Source organism: Sneathiella glossodoripedis JCM 23214 (assembly GCF_000616095.1).
In the GTDB taxonomy this organism is placed as follows: domain Bacteria; phylum Pseudomonadota; class Alphaproteobacteria; order Sneathiellales; family Sneathiellaceae; genus Sneathiella; species Sneathiella glossodoripedis.
In genome coordinates, this window is sequence record NZ_BAMS01000004.1 from 20,339 (window position 1) to 41,263 (window position 20,925).

The following is a 20,925-nucleotide window of genomic DNA, read 5'->3' on the forward strand; positions in this document are numbered from 1 at the left end:
ACAAGGAGTAGGTTAGCCGGCTCGAACCTGCTTGAGGAAGCGATCCACTTCGCCCTGCAACGTTTCGGCTTCAGCAACCAGTCGTTGTGCAACATCTTGAACTTCTGTCGCGGAATTGCCAGTACGATTAGCGGTCTCATTCACGGTACTGATGTTTGCAGTTACATCATTGGCGCTCGTGGCGGCTTGCTGGACACTTCGGCTGATTTCGTTGGTCGCAGCTCCTTGTTCTTCAACAGCCGCAGAAATCGTTGTGTTAATTTCGTTAATGCGGCCAATTGTTGTACTGATACCGCCAATAGCCATAACAGCATTTCCAGTTTCTTGCTGAACCGCTTTGATCTGATTGGTAATTTCTTCAGTAGCCTTTGCCGTTTGCGTTGCTAGGTTTTTCACCTCACTGGCGACCACGGCAAAGCCTTTACCTGCATCTCCGGCGCGTGCCGCCTCAATCGTCGCATTGAGTGCAAGCAGGTTTGTCTGCTCAGCAATGTCACTGATTAATTCCACAACGTCACCGATTTTTGCAGCAGCTTCATTCAGGCTTGTAATCATGATGTTTGAGCGTTCTGCCTCGGATACAGCGTCACCCGCAATCGAAGCCGCTTGCCCAACCTGCTGACTTATTTCGGTAATGGAAGCTGAAAGTTGCTCGGCGGCAGAGGCAACAGAGTTGATGCTGTTACTTGAGAGTTGCGATGCTGATGCAACAGTTTGCGTAAGTGCGGTAGTCTCGCCCGCTGAATTGCTCATTGAGCCGGAGATTTCACTCATGTTGGAAGTGGCTTGTGAAAACCGTTCAACCAGATGTTTAACACTGCCTTCAAACTCATCAGCGAGACGGTTGAGTTCAGCACGTTTTTCTTGCTCAGCTTCAAGAGTTAAGCGTTCCTTTTCTTCAGCAGCTTTGCGATCATTTTCAATCTGCTGCTGACGCGCCTGTTCGCGTTCTTGCTCACGCTGGGCGCGCTCCTGTTCCTCTTTCTCACGCGCAGCTTTCGCTTCTCGAGCGGCATTTCTAAAGCCCATAATTGCGTAACCAAGTCGTGCAATTTCATCGTTGCCTTCGCGGTAGATGCTGGAGTTCAAATCCCCTTCGGATAGTTTGCGGGCGGAATCTACCATCATCAACAGGCGTTTTACGATATTGCGTGCAATATAGAACCAGGCGATTGCAATGGCGATCAGGACCGTAACGAGTGCAGCGATAGAAACTGTGAGTTTCAGTGTTTCTGCGAGCGCTTCGTTTTCTGCGCTAGCGGTGACTACAGATTGTTCGATTTCAGATACGAACTGATTGGCGTCACTTGAAAGCTTTTCGGCAATTTCACGGCTTTGTTTCAGGATATCCTGAGCTGATTCAATTGCTTCGAGTTCCTGAGTGCGAATGGTAAAGATTACATCGTTGGGTCCGCCTTTACTGCCGATAAAGAGGAGATCTTCAAAGAGTTTTTCCAGATTTTTGGCAAATTTCGTTTTATTTGTACTCGACAGTTTTGATAGCGGGGTCGCCATACTGGCAATAGAGGCCAGGAAATTTCCTGACAATTCCTCAACGGATTTTTTATTTTCCGCCAAAGCGCCTTCCGCAAGAAGGCTGATTAACAAAAATCCTGAACTTTGTACGCTGAATACAGCTTCCTGTCCGGACATTACGTTCAAATAGGCTTGCGAAAGGGGCCCCGTGTCATATTCTGGCTTTTCACCGCTGAGAGATTTTTCAATTGAGTTTTCGAGAAGTTCTTCCCACTCATCGTTGGTTTTAAAAAGCTGCATGCGAATAGGGATAAGTAGTGGGCTTGCGCTTTTTCTCAGAATACCCCGGAATTCTTGTAATTGCTGCAGACGCTCTTCTCTGAGTTTCGCCATTTGAAGTCGAGTGCTGACATTGCTGTCAAGTTGGGCAATGAGTGGCTCCAGTGCTTGCAAATTTGATGAAATGCTCGCAAGGGCCTGACTTTCATCCACAAAGCTATTCAATTCCTTCAGACGCGACATAGCCTGTTGAATTGAACTGTTTAGGTTTTGCATATTTTGCTGGCGTTCTTCGTTGGTAAGTGCTGAGCCGAGCTGCGGTGCGATTGCCGCTATTTCTGTGGTGTCGTTAGCAAGTTTAAGTGCGAGGGTTATTGAGGGTATATCGTGACTGGCTGTCTGTTTATTGGCGTCAGTTAGTTTATCGACACTGAACCAACTGACAGCGCTAATGACAACAGTCAACAGAGTTACAACAGAAAACGCTGATATCAGACGATAGCCAATTCCGAACCGGGTATATTGTGGTTCTTCATCTGCATGCTTGGTTTTACGTTTCAGAATACTTTTAAACTTGTCTAGCATATCAATTACACCTTATTCCCCCAAAGCCGCCTCCATTGATGAAGGCTCTTTTTCCACTGGAGCAAGGTAAGATAGCGACAGTTAAAATTTTCTTTAGCAAAATCCGATTAAGTTAATTTGCCTAAAAATTGATCACGTTCTCTTATAATTTGACTATCAAAATCATCATAAGCCGTGGTTTCCTGAATATTGAGTATGCTTAGTTTTCTGCCAATCAATTGGTAAATCGCACAGAGGGCGCAGGATATCAACTTGAAGAGGGTAACAGGCAGCTTCATCAGAAGAGTGCTCGCTTGAGCAGTCACCGCCTGGACAAGCTGACAGAGCCCCAAGAAGGTCAATTTCAGCAAAAAACTCAAGAAAGTCACCTTGCCGAACAGGGCTTGCTTTCATGAAGTATTGATGTGTGTCTTGCGTAAAGCCAGTACACATAAATACATTTAGAACATCATGGACCGCGAATTCAGCTTCTTCGATAGTGAGTTTCTTTTCTTTCACGAGGGCACGCGTCAGATTCGAGTGACAGCAGTAATGATATTCCGATTCTTTTAACAGCTGGTTAGTATAAGGGTCACAACGGGTTCCGATTACGTCATGGACGCTTCCGCCAAATTCGTCCCACCCATACCAGTCAAGAGTATCATACGTGATGGTTGCCATCGGCCTCATAAAAGGTAGAGAGCTCCATAGTTTGTCGCCCACACCGACATGAGTGCCGTGTAAAGCCCTTGTTTTGCCGCTAAAAAATTTTTCCTTCAGATTGTTTGCATTCCAGAGGTTGAGGTCACCAACTTGCGGCCCATCTGGACAAATTATTCTAAAATAGTGCCCAGCCGGTACATGAAAGCAACGCGCATCCCTAGCGGGAACCGTAACAGAGTCAATCAAGGTGAGATCATTCCTGTATAGTTGTCTAAAGTCGTTTTTTATCGGCTCTAGAACATCTGCCGGATAACAGATTACGGGTTCGACTTCTTTGCGTGCCTTTGCATCGGATGGGGCTGGGTTCTGTGGGGTCGGTTTCATGGTATCGCTTAAAACTGTGCTTGAGTTAATTCAGTATTGTTGGAATAAATAATGAAAACAGTTTGTTGATTGAGTAAAGGAAATTCTATGGCTAAAGCATACTGGATCGCCCATGTCACGGTCACTGATCCTGATAATTACAGTCTATATGCCAATGGAGCGCCAAAAGCATTTGAAAAATATGGTGCCAAAATTCTGGCTCGTGGTGGTGCTTTTGAACAGCTGGAGGGAAAGGGGCACACTCGTAATGTCGTTATCGAATTTGCATCGATGCAAGACGCTTTGAATTGTTATCACTCTAAAGAGTATCAGTCTGCAAAAGAGCACAGAGAAAACGCAGGGATTGCAGAGATTGTAATTGTAGAAGGTGTGTAACTAATTTGGCCCACCGCGCAGATGGGCCATTTATTTAGACAGCCGCGGTAATCAGAATTTCAACCTTGTAGTCAGGAGTGGCCAGCTTGGCTTCACCGCATGCACGTGCAGGTGCATTTCCTTTTGCTACCCATTTGTCCCAGACTTCATTCATTTCAGCAAAATACTCCATTGACGAGAGCCAGATCGTAGCTTGGAGGATTTTACTCTTGTCTGAGCCCGCTTCTGCAAGAAGAGAGTCGATTTTATCGAGAATATTTTGAGTTTGCTCCGCGACAGAACCTGAAGGTTCACCAACCTGACCTGCCAACCATATCATTCCGTTATAAATCACAGTTTGGCTCATCCGTTCACCAACGTGTAGGCGTTTAATGTCTGACATTTGTTTATTCCTAATTTATTTTTTTGTAAAAAATTCGATTTACCCTATTTGGAATCATCAAAAGCAAGCAATTTTGCTTAGAAGTCCAGATGAATTGTTAGATATACCAAAGATACGGGCAAAAGACATAAGGAAATATCACTTGGCCAGCGAGAAGCATGAGCCGAAACTGCGCAAAAGGTGTGCAATAGCAGCTTTAATTTTTTCTTAAGAAAAGCCTAAAACTTTACACTATATTAATATTAGGGAATATAAATTTTATGTCAGGATCAGCTTGCAAATATTAGCAAGTTCAGGTGCACAAATCAAAGAACCGTATTTACACTTTTCCAAGGGCTCCGGTGTAGATTGTGACCGTAAAAATAAACAAAATCGGCGCACGTCCTGATGCGAACAAATCGCTGGCTCGGTTGTTGTTGGGGCAGTTTGTCGGATTTTGGTCATCAGCGCAGAGGCGTAAATTGCTGGTCAGCGTTGTTGTTCTGCAAACTTGTGCAACTCTCCTCATTCTAATTGCCTTGATTTCCGGTCAACAAGGATTTCTGAAAGACAGTGTTAAATCTCAGGCCGAAAATCTGGGAAGGTCTTTGGAAGTGCTTTTGGAACAAACCCGGTCGGGTATAAGTCAGGGACTACTCGAAAAATTTCTGGTGGCACAAGCTACTTTGCCCGGGGTGCAAGGAATTGCTTTTTATAACAATTTAGGAAATCTAGAATTCTCCACAACCTCAACGCAAAACAGGTCAATAAAATTAATTATTGAAGCAAAAAAAGACGTGGGTTTTGACGGTGCGGTGTTTGTTGAAGAAAGCCTAAACGGTTTCGATGTACTGGTCCCGGTGTTGGTTGCGGATAAATTGTATGGCTGGGTGAGGATGCAGGTTGCAAGAGATGATAACGTGGCGCTGCTCTTACAGGAATTGTCAATTGGCGCTAGCTTGATCTTACTTTCCCTGCTTTTTGCTGTCGCGCTTGTTTATGTGAGTACCCGCCAGTTACAAAACAGCCTTGCGCATATGATTGATGTTGCAACACGTTTTAGGTCAGGAGAGCGAGGCTTGCGAATTGAATTGGCTGAAAATGACGAGCTGGCGCCACTTGGCGTAAAATTTAATGAACTGGCAGATACCGTTAATAATAGAGAAGCGGAATTGTTCGACCAAAGAGAACATCTTGAGGAGGTTGTTCTGGAAAGAACCAGAGATCTTGTTAAAGAAGTCAGGGAGCGACAGATCGCTGAAGATCAGGTGAATATGATTGTGCAAAGTGCGATGGAGGGGATTATCCTAGCAGGATCGAACGGTGAAATTCTGAACTTTAATCCGGCAGCCGCACAAATTTTTGGATATAGCCAAAAGGAAGTGATGGGCCAAAATCTGGCAAATCTCATTCCAATGGAATTTGATGATGGGAAGCCAACTTCATTCATTGAATACATGAACAAAGTTGAGCTAGGGCATGATGGAACGCGCGGAGCTGAGGTTATATCTAGAAGAAGTGACGGGGAAAAATTTGTAATGGAATTGGCAATCAGCCATTTCAAAGAGCAGAATCAGAATTTTTTTACTATTATTGTCCGTGATATTTCCGAGAGAAAAGAAGCTGAAAAGCGACTAAGGGAAACCTTAAGCACCCTGCAACTCACCCAAGCAGAACTAGTCCAGTCCGAAAAACTGGCGTCATTGGGAAGCCTGGTGGCTGGGGTGGCGCATGAAATTAATACTCCTATTGGAGTTGGGGTGACAGCCGCATCGCACTTGCACGAAAAGGTACAGAAATTACAGGTAGCTGTTGAAAATGGGACTCTAAAGAAAAGTGATTTTCTGTCATTTTTGAATACGGCGGAGAGATCCACAAAAATCACTGAAACCAATCTGATGAGGGCGTCCGACCTGATCAAAAGTTTCAAGCAGGTTGCTGTAGATCAGTCGAGTGAGGCAAGTCGTACGTTTGCTTTGGTTGATTATATTGAGGAGGTGTTGCTCAGTTTGCAGCCTCAACTTAAGAAATACAAGCATCAGGTCAAGGTTACCGGTGACAGAGATATCATAGTTGAAAGTTTGCCGGGGCCTATCGCACAGATTATTACAAACCTTGTAATGAATTCAATAATTCACGCCTTTCCAGACCAAGAAGTCGGGGAAATTACAATCAACGTGAAGCGCCGCGGTGAGATGCTCGATGTGACCTACAGGGACAATGGCTGCGGTATGGATGAGCAAACAGTTTCCAAGATTTTTGACCCGTTTTTTACAACAAGGCGAGGGGCCGGCGGAAGTGGGCTTGGACTGCATATTTTGTTTAATCAGGTAACGCAGTCTCTGGGGGGGACAATCAAGTGCAATAGTGTAGTCGGTGAAGGAACAGAATTTCACTTCTCTTTCCCTTACACCAGAGGAAAATAGTTAATGTCAGAAAATCGAGATATGATGTTTTGGGAGGAAGAGACAGAAAATGATCTTCCGGTAATTCAGTTGGATAGAGATGTGCCCGACCGATGGAAAGTGCTGCTAGTTGATGATGAAGAGGCAGTTCACAATGTGACAACGCTTGCGTTGGAGGATTTTGAGTTTGATGGACGAGGAGTAGAGTTCTTTCACGCTTATAACGGCGACGATGCAAAGGTTCTTATTCGAGAGCATCCTGACATGGCGGTTATTCTTTTAGATGTTGTTATGGAACGCGAACATGCTGGACTTGAAGTTGCTGATTATATTCGTGAAGAACTGAAAAATAAAACAGTTCGAATTATACTTCGAACAGGTCAGCCGGGTCAGGCACCAGAGCGTGATGTGATCGTCAGATATGACATAAATGATTATAAAGAGAAGACGGAGCTTACGTCTCAAAAGCTGTTCACCCTTATGTGTGCCTCTTTAAGATCCTTCCGCGACATTATGGCGTTGGAGAGAAATAAAGTTGGACTGGAAAGAGTGATTGAAAGTTCGGCAGACATTTTTGGATTAACAAATATCCGCCAGTTTACCGAAGGTGTTCTTAGTCAAATTACGTCATTGCTACACTTGGACAGTAGCGCCGCCTATATGAAAGCAGAGGGTCTTGCAGTGTCAGATACCGCAGAGGGGCTCAAAGTGCTGGCGGCAACAGGAGAATATCGAGAAGTTGTTGGCAAAGATGCACAGGGTGTACTGACGGAAGACATTCTGCAGGATATTTCGCAGGCTATCAAGAACGAGAAAAGTTATTATCGCGCAGATCGCTTTGTCGGCTATTTTAGCACTGCTATGGGGTCAACCAATATACTTTATTTGTCGGGTTTGAGACCACTTACCGAGATGGATCGTTCGCTGATGGAAGTGTTTGCCCGGAATATCAGCATCGCATATGAAAACATAGATTTGCATTATGAACTTGAGGATACCCAGCGTGAAATTGTGTATATGCTGGGTGAGGCCGTTGAAACACGCTCAAAGGAGACGGGTAATCATGTAAAGCGCGTGGCAGAAATTAGTAAATTTTTGGCCCTTAAATATGGTCTTGAAAAAGAGACTGCTGAGATCATTAAACTGGCATCCCCGCTTCACGATGTCGGGAAAATAGGAATTCCGGATGCTGTTTTGAACAAGCCCGGTAAATTGACTGCTGATGAATGGGTGATCATGCAAACCCATGCCCAACTTGGTCATGATATGTTGAAATCATCTAAAAAGAAGATTTTAAAAGCGTCGGCTATCATCGCACGCGACCATCACGAGAAATGGGACGGCAGTGGTTATCCCGCGAAAAAGAAGGGGGAACAAATTCATCTTTTTGGTCGTATTGCAGCGATCGCCGATGTGTATGACGCACTTGGAAATGAAAGATGTTATAAACAGGCTTGGCCCAGAGATAAGGTGATGACTCATATCCTGGGACAGAGCGGCAAGCATTTTGAACCCAGGCTTGTAGAGATACTTCTTTCAAATATCGATCAAGTTGATGCTATCTGCGCACAATATCAGGATGTCGTCTAAGTTTTGCTTATGGATTTTTATCTTTCTCTGAAAGCCTGTGTAATTGTCGTGTGAATGGGCTTTAAAAGGTAATCCATCAGCGACTTCTTGCCGCTATGTATGTCTGCAACAGCGGTCATTCCCGGTAAAATCAAATTCATCGAAGGATCATTGCCCACGTAAGGCTGGTCCAGTTTGATTTTTCCCTTGTAGAAATTTTCACCCTGCTCATCTTCAAAAGTGGTAGCGGAAATATGGATCAGTTTTCCAGATACCGAGCCATATCTGGAATAGTTGTAAGTTGTAAATTTGACAGTTGCATCCTGACCGATTTGAAGAAAACCAATATCTTCGGGGCGAATGCGAGCCTCAACAATCAACTCCTGATCAATTGGTACAATCGACAGAATAGGACTGCCCGGTTTGATCACGGTGCCGACAGAATTTACATCCATACCCTGCACTATTCCATCAACAGGCGAAGTGATGTTTAATCGTCCCAGCGCTCCTTCCAGTCGCTCAATCTCTTCTGCCAGTTTTAAAGCTTCGGAATTCGCGAGTGCCATTTCGTCCAAAGCCTCCCTCCGAATGCGACTATTGAGCTCTTGCAGTCGATTTTCAGCTTCACTAATTGCTTGCAAGGAGGATTGTTGTTTGGAAATCAATTCATCCAGATTTCCTTTTTCCTGCAGATATTGGCGCTGACTATCGAGAAAATCGAAACGGCTAAGGGTTTTATTTTTATAAAGCCCTTCGCGGATTTTCATTTGTTCTTCCAGAGGTTTGATCTGCTCTTTAAGAATTTCGATTTGGCTTTGCAGCACCTGAAGTTCGGATTTGCGCTGATCAATTTGTGTTTTTACCACTGATTGCTGGTTTTCAAGGTCCAGCCGTTGAATTTTCAGCAGCTCCTGTTGTTCATTGATTTGATCGATAAACCGAGGGTCAATGCCACTGGCATCCAATGGTGTGTCATTAATGAAGGCTTGCAAACGGCGTGATTTTAATCTCCAGATCAGCTCCTGTGTCCGTAATTGTTTCAGCTCGGCGACTGTATCAGTTGGGTCAAGCTGGATGAGAACTTGGTTTTGCTTGACGATTTCACCTTCTTCGATGGCTATATTGCTGATTGTTCCGCCATCGATATGCTGCAATGTCTGTACTGTTCCTGATGGAATAACTTCACCTGATGCAACAGCAACTTCGTCAATTACAGCATTTTGGGCCCAAACAATAAACGCAAGTAACCCCACAAAGCTGAACAAAATTGCGATACGCAGAAGGGAGGAGGGGCCGTTTTCTTCCAGCATAATTGATTGACCAAGGCGCTGGGTTTCCGGCTTCCCTTTTTCAAGCTTTTTGGAAACAGCCCTGTATTTGTCCTGATCAATAGCGAGAAATTTCAAAGATTTACCCATTATGCCCCTCCAAAGAGCAGTGGAATTACACTTGAAGCTGGACCGATTGTCTGAACCATACCGCGGTTCATCAGGACAACCCTGTCAGCCGCCCGCATATGGCTGGGCCGATGTGTGATTATAATAACAGTGGCTTTGCCGCGGATTTTCTCAACAGCTTCCAGAAACGCGAGATCACCATCTTCATCCAAGGTGTTCCCCGGCTCGTCAAAAATCATGATTTTGGCATTACATAATAAGGCGCGAGCCATGATCATACGTTGCTGAAAACCGGCAGGAAGTTGCAATAGTGTCTGATCGCCGATGCGAGTGTCCAGTTTGTCGGGAAGATTGTTGATGTCTTCAGTCAAGTTCGCCCATTCACACGCTTCAAGGATTTGCTCTTCACTCGCCGTGCTTTTTGCGAGTAGAAGGTTTTGTCTAATGGTTCCATGGAAGAGTTCGCTGTTTTGCGGCATATATCCCATGGATTTGCGAAGCTCCAATGGATCGATCTGACGAATATCTACTCCATCAAGTGAAATTCGCCCAACTTGCGGTTGGTAAAGGCCTGCCAGCAATTTGATAACAGTGGATTTTCCAGAACTGTTTGCGCCAGCGAAGGCCACAACCTCACCTGGCATGATTTGTAAATCCAACCCCATCACAGCAGGATCCTGTTCCGGTGAATATCTGAAGCTAACCCGGGAAAATGTAATTTGCCCTTTAAATTCTTTGAGTTTGGAAGAGGCGTATGGGTTGCTTTCACTTTGCAAGGTGAATAGTTGGTTCAGCCTTTTGATGCTGATACCAATCTGGTTGAGTTTGGTTAAAGCGAGGAACACAGTTTGCGTTGGAGACAACATCCTCCAGATCAGGGCCATGGTCGCAACCAACGCACCTACTGTCATGCTTTCTTCAAATACTCTGCTGATACCAAAGGTCAGGGTGAGTATCCCTGCTGTAATCATTACGACATGCGCGAAAGTCTGTGCGATAGCGGCTATCATATTATTGCGAATGCCTGCAATAGCATTGCCAGTGGAGATATCACGGTAACGTTCAAGCCAGATTTCCTCTGCCCCGAGTTGCTTGATCGTTCTCATATTGTTGAAGCATTCGGTTACAAAGGAGCCCTTGCTGGCAGAATGGGTTAGATCATCCGTTGTTCTTTTTTGAATGATCGGCAAAATAACGAGGGCTGCAATAATATACAGGACAATCATCAGAATTGGGATAATGACCAATGGGCCACCAATAAGCCCAACAGCAATCAGAAAAATGAAAACGAAAGGGATCTCCAGAAGAGCCATAGCCATTGGACCGATGAAAAACTCCCGGATCATGTCAAACTCGCGAAAACGCGCCAGTTTGGAGCCCAGTGAGCTTCTCTCTGTCTGGCTGACGGGAAGCGACAGAATTTTCTGCAAGACGGTACTGCCAATAATGTAATCCAGCCTCGCACTTATGTATGACAGCATCCTGCCGCGCATTAGACGAAGTACGATCTCACATATGAAGGCAATGACAATACCCAGGACGAGAAATTTCAACGTTTCTTTTGAGTTGGCGCCGATGACCATGTCATAGACAGCCATAATGAATAATGGGGTTGCAAGTGCCAGAATATTTAGGATGAACGTTATCATCAAAATCTGACGCGTGAGTGGGGCAAAGCGCCCAAATACAGCCCTGAACCAGTTTTTACTGGAATTCCACTGGCCTATTTTTTCTTTCGGGATTGGATTGAAAAAATAGGCGGTGCCTTTTGCTTTCTTAACATAAGGGTTACGTAGGGTTCTGTAATCCTGCTTTCCCGCATCGTACACATAGTAACCCTCATCTGTTTTAGAGAGTAGAATCTTTAGCGATCCTCTTTCAGGATTAAACAGGCATGGGTAAAGACGCGGATCAATGGATCCAATTGTTGTTTCCTTTGATGTACTTCCGTAATGAAGATTTGCCAGAGCGCTTCGGAAATCGAGCTCATCCATAGTCGTCTTGAAATGGGGCATGGCTTCGATGACCTGTTCTGGGTCACCGCGCCAACCCAAAGCTTCGAGCATGGGTGTCAGGCAAGCAGCAAATTGAGTGTTACGGCCCCAGTTATTATCAGCGGCGAAATTGGCCTTGGCTGTCAGAAATGTCATGTCACACAGTCCTTAGCCGCTCAACATTGGTTTTGGGTTTCCGATATTGCACCAGATTTTCCATGGGAGTCTGAACAAGTTTCTTATCCAAAATTCGGTGACCGTAATCCGCTGTCTTGAGTAAGGATGGACGCAGACTGACCATCAAAATTGTGCAATGCCCCTTTAGATCAAGCAGCGTATTTTTAAGGATTTCGTCTCCTGCTGCGTCTAGCGAAGTGTTTGCTTCGTCAAATAGGATGACATCTGGCTTGTTCACGAGCGCGCGTGCAATCGCAATTCGCTGGCGAATACCCCCCGGTAGGCTATCTGAGGCACCGTCACCAACAACTGTATCATAGCCCGAGGGAAGGCGTCTGATTACGTCATCCAATCCCAGCTTTTTGGATTGTTCGAGCGCTTCATCAATAAACCCACCTTTTCGAAAGGTCGTCAGGTTTTCAAGAACCGTGCCGTGAAATACGGTTCCATTTTGCGGCAGATATGCAATGCGTTCGTGCAGGTAATCCTGCGGTAGTTCACTAATATCTTGACCATCAAGCAGGATACGTCCTTCTGAGGGATGCAACAGGCCCATAGCCAGCCATAGAAGCGATGATTTACCTGTGCTGTTATGCCCGACAATGGCGTTCATCGTACCAGCTTCAAAATGACAGTTTAAATTTTTAAATAACACCGGATCTTCGTCGGAATATTGAAAGGTCACATTTTCGAATTTCAGACTTAAGCCTTTGCCAGCATTTTCCGGCATTCGGCTGGTGTCTATGTTCTGCGCATCACTGGTAATTTCTTTTTTTCCGCTTTGTGGTAGTTGCAACAGGGAGTTAACGCGATCTTTGGCAAGTTGAATGTTCTGGTAATGTGTCCACACTCCCATGGCCCGCATAAGTGGCTGTAATGCACGACCGGACAAGAGGGTACAGGCAGCCAAGCCACCAATAGTAAGGGCGCCATCAATAACAAAAATTGATCCTACAGCGGCAACGGCAACCAGTGTCATTTGGGAGAAAAGAGCTCCCAACCCTTGAGCGACACTGTTTTGAAAGGTAACTTTTTGAAGTACGCCTGCGGTTGTTTCCTGCAGTCGTTCATATCGGCGTACCATCTGCGCTTCTAGTGCGAGGCCTTTAACCGTGTGAATGCCTGTCAAAACCTCAATCAGGAAATTGTATCTGCGATCTTCCCAAACAGATTTTTCATTTAAGTATTTGCGCAGACTCCGTCCCACAAAAAGGGTGACGAGGCCAAACAACACTAGAAGAACAACAGGAACCGCTACGAGTGATCCACCTATATAGCCGACCATTGCAAGAAAGATTACGGCAAATGGCAAATCAATAAATACGAGGATATTGCTGCCAGACATAAATTCGCGCAAATTATCGATAGCGTTAAAGCGGTGTAAATACACCCCAGCGGCTTCGGTTTCATAGTGTGCGATGTCTGTTCCCAGCGTTCTGCCAAGCGCCCGACAGCCAGTTATATGTTCAAACTGCGCGCCGGAATATGCTGTAATATAGGCGCGTGCCAAACGGAAAAATGCTTCAAGTAAGAGAGCTATCCCGACACCAATAACCAGGAGCAGCAAGGTATCAGTAGCATTATTTGGAATGATGCGGTCATAGACTTGCAAAATCATAATAGGTAATGCCAAGGCGAGCAGGTTCAACGCTGTTGAACTAAGGATAATGTCAATGCGAGACTTCCTGGCTGTCGGCATGGCCGACTGCCTCAGCATTGGTTTGTCGTCAATCCTGTTGGTTTCTGTCACGTTTTGCTCACTTTAAAGGTTTAACTATTTCGCAGACTAAAGCGTTTACCTTTCCAAGGCGTTAACCATATTGAGAAGCAAGTGTTTAATTTTGGTAAAAATTTACGCGTTTTTGTCGCAATTTTTAGAGACCGCATTTTCTTATAAATATTTGTAAAATTTGCGATATTTTTCCCTAAATGCAGACAAATTTTAGGTAAATATTAAGGGTTCCTTAAGTGTTTTTTTCGCATCATACCTGTTGAATTTAAAGTATCTCCCGTTGTTCATGAGATGCTTGTCGACTTTTAGTAAGCGAGATGCGTGATGAGTGATGCAAAGAAACCAGTAAATCAATCTGCAGAACAGGATTTGCAGGATTTAACGAATTCGGTTGCGAAACAGCGTAATGCTTTTGGTGAAGAAAAGGACCGGAATAGTTCTTCTGTTCGTCCAGGTGAGGCAGATCAGTCACTTGCTGCCATCCATATGGGGGATCGCGACAGGTATGAAGAGGGTGATACTCAAAGTTTGCAAGGTGAGCAATCATTTGAGAGTGATGAAGTCGTCGATACTGGAGAAGGCGGTGTTGTCGATAGTAATGATAACTCTGCCGAGTTTGTGGGCTCTGCTCAGTCTTTTGACGATTTGGATGGAAACGGAATACCTGTTGCGTCAGATGCTGCTCCTGGTGCGCGCGCATCAGCAGAGAATGTATTTGACGATGGATCGTTGCTCGGCGCAACAAATCTGGAATTTGAACAAAGAGAAGTATTTGATGAGCCACAAGGCTTAGTAGAGACAGAGCAGCAAAATTCGGAAGGTGGAACTCCAATAGAAGAGTTCACCGATGCTGTTCCAGTATCCATGAGTCTTGATGACGGATTTATATTGGAAAACTCTGATATTGGTGAGGTCGTAGGAACTGTTTCGGCCTTTGATGCAGAAGGCGGGCAACTCACCTTTAGTCTTGATGACGATGCCGGTGGAATGTTTACCATTGACCCTGAGACAGGGGAAATCAAAGTAGCAGGCCCTTTGGACTATGAAACTCAAAACAATTACAGCGTTACTGTAAATGTGAGTGATGGCGTAAATACCACTCAGCAGACATATGCGATTGAAGTCGGTGATGTTAATGAAGCTCCTGAAGCTGGGAATGTGGATCTTGGCTCTGTATTGGAAGATAATACGCTTCAGTTTACATCTGCTGATTTGCTTGCCAACAGTTCTGACGTGGATGGGGATAGTCTGTCTGTCTCCAACGTAACTGTAGATCCTGCTTATGGCAGCGTTGTGGAAATTGCACCGGGGGAGTTTGAATTTACGCCCACGGAACATTTCAGCGGTGATGATATTCCCTTTAGCTTTACCATCACAGATGGAGAATTTTCAGATACAGCGGTTGCGACATTGGATGTGACGCCAGTATCTGATGCACCGGCGCTTACCGTCGAGCTTGGTGATATTACACGTTCTGCAATCAGTGGCGGCACGACTGAAACACTGTCGATTGACGCTTCGAATGTGCATGATACGGGATCTGGTTTTACTGTGTTGGGGCGCGTGATCAATGATGATGGAACGCTGAGTGATCCTAGTGCGGACTATGTGAGCAACAGCAGTGGCCGCATCGGAATTACTGGCCGCAATGATGGTCCTAATGGGCAAATTGGAGCTAGCGATATAAACGGGGGTGTGTCCGAAGAGCTAATCGTTCAAATTGATGGAAGCACTACCTCGGCTGAGGTTGGCTTCAGCATGCTTTATACAAATGAAGGAGGAGCAGGTCATCATGAACAGGGCTTTTACACACTCTATATGGATGGTGTAGAGGTTGGTTCCGGTAGTTTCACGGCCGATGATGGGCATCGTCACATTGGAACAGTTACTGTTGCCGCAGAAAATGGAAGCGCTTTTGATCAAATTGTATTCTCGGCAGACAATAGCCTGACTGGATATTCGGATGGTACCGGGCATGCAGACTATTATATTACATCAATTTCCGTAGAGCCGGAAGTTGAGGATATTCCAGTGAATGTATATGCGCTGGATATCACGGCTGAGCTGGTCGATACAGACGGATCAGAAGATCTGTCCGCGGTTACCGTATATAACATTCCAAGTGACGCAAGCTTGTCAGCAGGTGAGCGCAACGAAGATGGAAGCTGGACTGTCGGGGTTGCGGATCTTGACGGATTGACACTCACGGTTCCTGCAGACATGGAAGGTGATTTTGATATATCGGTGTCGGTTACAGCCACTGATGGTAGCGCAGATCCCGCCACCTCTGTTGCAAGCCTGAGCATTCCTAAAATAGAGCATGCACCGGAACAGGTTGCGCTGGATAATAATTCAATACTGGAAGATGCCGCTATTGGTGATGTTGTTGGTACGGTGACTGCCTTTGACCCCAACGGCGACGGACTCACCTACACGCTTGCTGATGATGCGGGCGGCATGTTCAGCATTAACGAAACTACCGGTGAGATTACTTTGGCCGGTGAACTGGATTTTGAGACAACTCCTGATTACAGCGTTACCGTAAATGTAAGCGATGGCGGCTTGGTAACTCAGCAGGTGTTCACTATCGCTGTCGGTGATGTCAATGAGGCGGTGCATAGTGTGTCGCTTGATAATAACTTTGTGATGGAAGATGCCGCAACTGGCACTGTTGTGGGCACTGTGTCTGGCGTAGATCCCGAAAATGACGCCATTAGCTTTAGTCTTTCAGATGACGCTGGAGGCATGTTTATCATCGACGAAGCAACTGGTGAAATTTCACTAGTTGGAGATCCTGATTATGAAACGGTGCAATCCTACAATGTGACAGTTGATGTTAGTGATGGCGTAAATGTTACCCAGGAAACATATGCGATCAACATTGGTGATGCAGAAGCTCCCGTGCTTACAGGTATTGGAAATGATGTTGAACTTGCCAATGTCGAAGACAATGTCGATTTGAGCAATATGGATGTGTTCCCTGATCTGCATACACGAGGAAATCTCGAAGAGCGTGTTGGAACCGAAGTCTTCGAAGATATGGTAAAAGACGCAGAAGATATTGTTATCAATTACCAATCAGAAGCGACAATTACCTTCCAGGGTGAATATGCCGGTTATCAAAACTCAATCGGTGCGTATCAGATTAACAGTGACGGCACTATCACTGGTGCTGAACTCCTCTGGGGGGATGCCTCAACAGGCAAATTGACCGCTGGCCAATCGACTGCGACATATGACGGAATTGAAAGCGGCTCCAAGCTTGGTTTCTTTGTCATTTCAGATGGCTTTGATCTTTTGCCACAGGCTTCTTATACCGGAGATGGAAACAGTTTCCCTACTACAGGTAGTTGGATGTTTGTAAATCCTGATTTTGATCCTGCGACCCAAAATCCACAAGATCATCTATATAATGTAAATACTGACACAGGCGCTCCTCAACTCATTTATGTTGAAGATGATGGGACTATTCATAGTCAATCAGGCAATGTATTTCACTCAACCAACCAGGAAGAGTTTAATCCAGATGCAGATGTATCTGTGAGGGAACATTTCATTGCGGGTGTTGATCAAGAAAACGGCATCCTCAATTTTGGCTTTGAAGACATTCTTGGTGGCGGAGATTTCGATTTCAATGACGGTATGTTCAGTGTTGAAATCGATGTTCGTGATTTGATGGAAGCGCCCAATCCGCTATTCACAAAAGATGCAAATGGCAATTCCTCGTTCCAGATCAGTGACGCAGATAGCACAGATCTGCAACAGCTTGTTGTGACAGTTAGTGATGTGCAGAACGGTGATACCCTGTCTTTAAGCGGCCCTTATAAAATTACCGGCGGAAATGTACTTACTTTCGATGGTCAGGATACTGGAATTGCAATTGACATTGTAGAGGAGGGGACTTCAATAACCTTGACCCTTTCCGGTGAGGGGGATCTGGATCATTATGAAGCGATCGTACAGAATATCAATTTTTCGAATACATCTGGAAGCCATGAAATTGCAGGGGTTCGCCCGATTACAGTTGTTGCAACTGACAGCAGCGGCGAAGTGTCAGAAACACTGGTGTCATCCTTCGAAATTGTTATGGAAAGCTCTACCTATGGGACGGATGGAAATGACAGCATAACTGCAGATGCAGGTGGGGATACAGTCTATGCGGGCTCCGGCGATGACAGTATTTTCGGCGGTGCGGGTGATGACGTCATTTATGGTCAAGATGGTGCGGATGCATACGAATTTGGTCTAAATGATGGAATGGATACATTCATAGGCGGTGATGGCGGTGGATGGTCTGACACAATTGTCTTATCGGACGGTATGCCAAACGGGAACATAGATAGTTGGCTCAATTTAACGAGTGGTACTGTTGAGAGCCGTGGTAATGGTGAGATTTTCTTATCCGAAGATGCGGCAGGAACGATTACCCTTAATGATAGTTCGGTCTTAACTTTCGAGGGGGTTGAAAAAATCGAAGGTTAAAATTTAACTGCGAACAAAATAGTTCAGATATGAGAAATGGTGCCGCAGGAGATGGCGCCATTTCCTTTTTGTTAAGGTAAATAAATTATAAAGCCTATTGACGGTTGAACAGTTCTGATAATTGAATTCAACTCTGAGATATTCGTACCACCTTGGCCAAGTTTTATGAGTAACCGCCTTGATATTGACAGCATCCTGTTGGATGCGCTGGAAAATGCATCAGATGCTTTTGTTGTTTATGACAAGGCAGGGAGGGTCTTGTCCTGTAATCGCCAATTCAAAGCTATCTACGATTATACGGAAAGTTTGATCAATTCGGAAACTACTATTCGCGATCTTGTACAGTATGACTTGGAGCATGGAAATGTCGTCGATATTTCTGATCGATTGCGAGTGACAAAAATTCTGAGCGAGGATCGCCCTTATGTGGATTATTCACGCCGAAATTTTATTTTGCGATTAAGTGGTAATCGCTACGTCAGTGTTCATGAGCACTTAAGTGATAAGGGCAGTATTGTAAGCATACAGCGCGAAGTCACAGACCTGATTGTCAAGCAAGAGGAAGCGAGCAGAAGCGCTGAGCTTTTTAAGGCGGTATTTGATTCCAGTTCCAATATATCTTCATTAACCGTCTTCGATACTGGTGTATTTCTAGATGTAAATCGCGCCTGGGTCGAAGCTGTGGGGTATTCACGAAGTGAAGCTGTTGGAAGGAGCGCACTGGAGCTTGGTATTTGGCCAACTCCATCCATTCGCAAGCAACTGATCAAAGAACTTCAGACAAACTCTCAGTTAAGAAATTTTTCTTCTACAATCAAAACGCGCGATGGAGAGGTTCGGAAAATTCTTCTTAACAGTGAAGTGTTGGATATATCGGGCACTAAAGTCCTTTATTTGTCTGCACGTGATATAACCGACAGATTGCAAACCGAATTTGCATTGAGTGAGAGCGAAAAACGGTTTTCCGACTTCAATAATGCAAGTTCTGACTGGTATTGGGAAACCGACCGGCAATTTAAATATACGTTCATTTCCTCCAAGGTGGAGGCTGCATTTGGTATTCCAGCAAGAGACTATATTGGAAGTACTACGGCTGAAATCGTTGGTCAAGGCGCGCGCAATCAGGCAAATATGCGCTTTATGTTCGAGCAGATGGCCGCGAAAAAGCCATTTCGGGATCTATTACTCTATAGGTTTAGAAAACCTGATGGCGCCAAAAAGTGGATCCGCACCAGTGGTCTACCATATTATGATGATAGCGGAGAGTTTTGTGGATATCGTGGTAGCACTGCTGATGTCACAGAACGCATTGAGTTGGAAGAACAGTTAGAAAATAGCAGGCGTATGGAAGCGGTGGGTCAGCTTTCCGGCGGAGTTGCACATGATTTCAACAATATTCTCGCAGTCATTCAAGGAAACGCCGAGTATGTAGCAGAAGTGCTGGGGGATAAGTTTCCAGAGCTGGAAGCAAGGCTTCAGGCGATGATGCGCGCTACTGATAAGGGGGCGGAACTAACGCAGAGCATGTTGGCTTTTTCCCGCTCACAGCGCCTTTCGCCAAGTGCGTTCAGGCTAGACGAGTTTGTAAAGCAGATCATGAAAGAAATAAACGGGGTGGTTGGTCCAAGCGTCTCCCTGAAAACGGATTTCGATCCAGATCTATGGAAGTGCAATGCGGATGTAACACAATTGGAATTTGCGTTACTTAATTTGTGTATGAATGCTCGCGATGCCATGAATTCGGTTGGAACGCTCACAATTGAAACCCGAAATAAAGTTGTGGATGACAGTTATGTGCTTATGGAAAGTAGCGCAAAACCGGGAAAATACGTATCCTTGATCGTTAGCGATACCGGCAGCGGTATACCGCCAGAAGTTATGCCTCATGTTATGGAGCCTTTCTATACGACCAAGGACGTTGGCAAGGGAAGCGGGCTTGGTCTAAGTATGGTATATGGGTTCGCGACCCAATCAGGAGGCACTTTGTCGATTTATTCTGAGGAAGGTATCGGAACGACAGTGCAGTTGTTGTTGCCTGCTCTTGCGGCAGATGAGAAGCAAAGCTCTGATCTAAATGTTAATCAATCTGAAGCATTGGATTGATCATTCATCGGATATTTGAAGTATTTCATGAAATCAGCAGCGGTCCGTTCTATGATTACAATTTCTTTACTATTCAATTCCTCTTTATAATTTCCGATTGATTGATCGCTTATACCTTTACCTCTAATTTTAGTGTCGAATGCCTTGTTTTCTTCTCTGGGCCGGGTGTATTGCCAATCCGCTTCTGGATCATAGGAAGAGAGGTCGAGACCGGTGAATGCTTCCAGCTTGGGAAGCAGGATATCACGCTTTAACACAAGATCTTCATATTTCAGAAATGCGTGTTGAGAGGGATCGGTTTTAGGCATTTTGTGGAGCGTTCCATAATAACTCAGGAACAGTTTGGTCAACGCCGCCATATCCCTGCCAAGGACTACCATGTTACTGCTTCTTCCAAGCCGGACCTGTTTTTCGGCGACTTTTAACATGGATGTAACTGCATCTTTTGGATCTCTGATGCTGGTTATGAATTTTGCCTGCGGTAAAACTTTGGCAAGAAATGGAAAATAGGGAGTTAATTCTGGTTGCTTCAGTACGAGGAAACGAGGTTTGTGCTGGTGGTGATGAGTACTCTTAAGGAAATTCAAGACGAGAGAAATCGTATATTCTTTCAGACCCTGTTGACTTCCAAAAAAATCAGCAGCCATTCTCTCGCCTTTTTGTGACCATTTCTGGTAAATGGTGAGCTGATCTGTGAGATAGTGGCATTCGAACGCCATATCGTTCGCTTCACTGGATGAACTTAACACATGCTGCAGCAGACTGGTTCCCGTCCGCATGGAACCGCCTACGAAAATCGGCGTAAAATCTAACTGTGTTTTGTTAGCCACTATAAAACTCCCCCCGCTCAGAGTAATGAATACTATAATTTTTACAACAAATCTTCAGGGCTGGCGTATTCTGATCTTAGCTTTCAGATGGGATAGGGGTTGAGAATTTCGGTAAAACTGTTATTTCAGGCTGA

At 45.0% G+C, this 20,925-nt stretch carries 12 protein-coding genes; 5 read left to right on the forward strand and 7 right to left on the reverse strand.

Translation table 11 applies throughout. From position 1 onward, the window contains the following. Window positions 1–12: 12 nt before the first annotated feature. Window positions 13–2,340: a methyl-accepting chemotaxis protein gene (locus tag JCM23214_RS22760; RefSeq protein WP_025899606.1), complete on the reverse strand. Its 2,328-nt coding sequence runs from the start codon at window positions 2,338–2,340 to the stop codon at window positions 13–15. 165 nt (window positions 2,341–2,505) lie between these two features. Further along, the gene (locus JCM23214_RS14710) at window positions 2,506–3,366 is read right to left on the reverse strand and encodes an urea carboxylase-associated family protein (RefSeq protein ID WP_025899607.1); all 861 of its coding nucleotides are present in this window, start codon (window positions 3,364–3,366) and stop codon (window positions 2,506–2,508) included. 87 nt (window positions 3,367–3,453) lie between these two features. On the opposite strand from JCM23214_RS14710, the gene JCM23214_RS14715 reads away from it, so the two are divergent. After that, window positions 3,454–3,741, forward strand: coding sequence for a DUF1330 domain-containing protein (locus JCM23214_RS14715; protein WP_025899608.1), 288 nt, complete (start codon window positions 3,454–3,456; stop codon window positions 3,739–3,741). Window positions 3,742–3,775: 34 nt separating this feature from the next. Here the strand turns inward: JCM23214_RS14715 and JCM23214_RS14720 are convergent, their stop codons facing one another. Then, window positions 3,776–4,123, reverse strand: a complete 348-nt coding sequence (locus JCM23214_RS14720) for a RidA family protein (RefSeq protein WP_025899609.1) — start codon at window positions 4,121–4,123, stop codon at window positions 3,776–3,778. Window positions 4,124–4,473: 350 nt separating this feature from the next. Here JCM23214_RS14720 and JCM23214_RS22765 point away from each other — a divergent pair, with 350 nt between their 5' ends. Together JCM23214_RS22765 and JCM23214_RS14730 are read left to right on the forward strand one after the other, a co-directional pair. Then, the gene (locus JCM23214_RS22765; RefSeq protein ID WP_025899610.1) at window positions 4,474–6,528 is read left to right on the forward strand and encodes a PAS domain S-box protein; all 2,055 of its coding nucleotides are present in this window, start codon (window positions 4,474–4,476) and stop codon (window positions 6,526–6,528) included. 3 nt (window positions 6,529–6,531) lie between these two features. Beyond that, entirely contained in the window at window positions 6,532–8,097 is a 1,566-nt protein-coding gene (locus JCM23214_RS14730) for a DUF3369 domain-containing protein (protein ID WP_025899611.1), read from the forward strand. A 17-nt stretch (window positions 8,098–8,114) separates the two neighbouring features. Here JCM23214_RS14730 and JCM23214_RS14735 read toward each other — a convergent pair whose 3' ends face one another. The 3 genes from JCM23214_RS14735 to JCM23214_RS14745 are packed head-to-tail and all read right to left on the reverse strand — an operon-like array spanning window position 8,115 to window position 13,394. Beyond that, window positions 8,115–9,494, reverse strand: coding sequence for an HlyD family type I secretion periplasmic adaptor subunit (locus tag JCM23214_RS14735; protein WP_025899612.1), 1,380 nt, complete (start codon window positions 9,492–9,494; stop codon window positions 8,115–8,117). Next, window positions 9,494–11,623: a peptidase domain-containing ABC transporter gene (locus JCM23214_RS14740; protein WP_025899613.1), complete on the reverse strand. Its 2,130-nt coding sequence runs from the start codon at window positions 11,621–11,623 to the stop codon at window positions 9,494–9,496. The genes JCM23214_RS14735 and JCM23214_RS14740 overlap by 1 nt, the downstream gene beginning before the upstream one ends. Before the next feature lies 1 nt (window position 11,624). Then, a complete protein-coding gene (locus tag JCM23214_RS14745; RefSeq protein ID WP_148301913.1) occupies window positions 11,625–13,394 on the reverse strand; it encodes a peptidase domain-containing ABC transporter in 1,770 nt (589 codons plus the stop codon). Window positions 13,395–13,700: 306 nt separating this feature from the next. On the opposite strand from JCM23214_RS14745, the gene JCM23214_RS14750 reads away from it, so the two are divergent. Continuing rightward, window positions 13,701–17,858, forward strand: coding sequence for a cadherin domain-containing protein (locus tag JCM23214_RS14750; RefSeq protein ID WP_025899615.1), 4,158 nt, complete (start codon window positions 13,701–13,703; stop codon window positions 17,856–17,858). Between the two features lie 165 nt (window positions 17,859–18,023). Further along, a complete protein-coding gene (locus JCM23214_RS22770) occupies window positions 18,024–19,961 on the forward strand; it encodes a hybrid sensor histidine kinase/response regulator (RefSeq protein WP_025899616.1) in 1,938 nt (645 codons plus the stop codon). Here JCM23214_RS22770 and JCM23214_RS14760 read toward each other — a convergent pair. After that, the gene (locus JCM23214_RS14760) at window positions 19,940–20,791 is read right to left on the reverse strand and encodes a sulfotransferase family protein (protein ID WP_025899617.1); all 852 of its coding nucleotides are present in this window, start codon (window positions 20,789–20,791) and stop codon (window positions 19,940–19,942) included. The two genes, JCM23214_RS22770 and JCM23214_RS14760, sit on opposite strands and share 22 nt — an antisense overlap. Window positions 20,792–20,925: the final 134 nt, after the last annotated feature.

Excerpts from the sequence above, each read along its gene's own strand:
- JCM23214_RS14750 (WP_025899615.1), top strand. The coding sequence starts at position 13,701 with ATGAGTGATGCAAAGAAACCAGTAAATCAATCTGCAGAACAGGATTTG.
- JCM23214_RS14735 (WP_025899612.1), bottom strand. The coding sequence starts at position 9,494 with ATGGGTAAATCTTTGAAATTTCTCGCTATTGATCAGGACAAATACAGG.
- JCM23214_RS22770 (WP_025899616.1), top strand. The coding sequence starts at position 18,024 with ATGAGTAACCGCCTTGATATTGACAGCATCCTGTTGGATGCGCTGGAA.
- JCM23214_RS14730 (WP_025899611.1), top strand. The coding sequence starts at position 6,532 with ATGTCAGAAAATCGAGATATGATGTTTTGGGAGGAAGAGACAGAAAAT.
- JCM23214_RS14740 (WP_025899613.1), bottom strand. The coding sequence starts at position 11,623 with ATGACATTTCTGACAGCCAAGGCCAATTTCGCCGCTGATAATAACTGG.
- JCM23214_RS14710 (WP_025899607.1), bottom strand. The coding sequence starts at position 3,366 with ATGAAACCGACCCCACAGAACCCAGCCCCATCCGATGCAAAGGCACGC.
- JCM23214_RS14715 (WP_025899608.1), top strand. The coding sequence starts at position 3,454 with ATGGCTAAAGCATACTGGATCGCCCATGTCACGGTCACTGATCCTGAT.
- JCM23214_RS22760 (WP_025899606.1), bottom strand. The coding sequence starts at position 2,340 with ATGCTAGACAAGTTTAAAAGTATTCTGAAACGTAAAACCAAGCATGCA.
- JCM23214_RS14720 (WP_025899609.1), bottom strand. The coding sequence starts at position 4,123 with ATGTCAGACATTAAACGCCTACACGTTGGTGAACGGATGAGCCAAACT.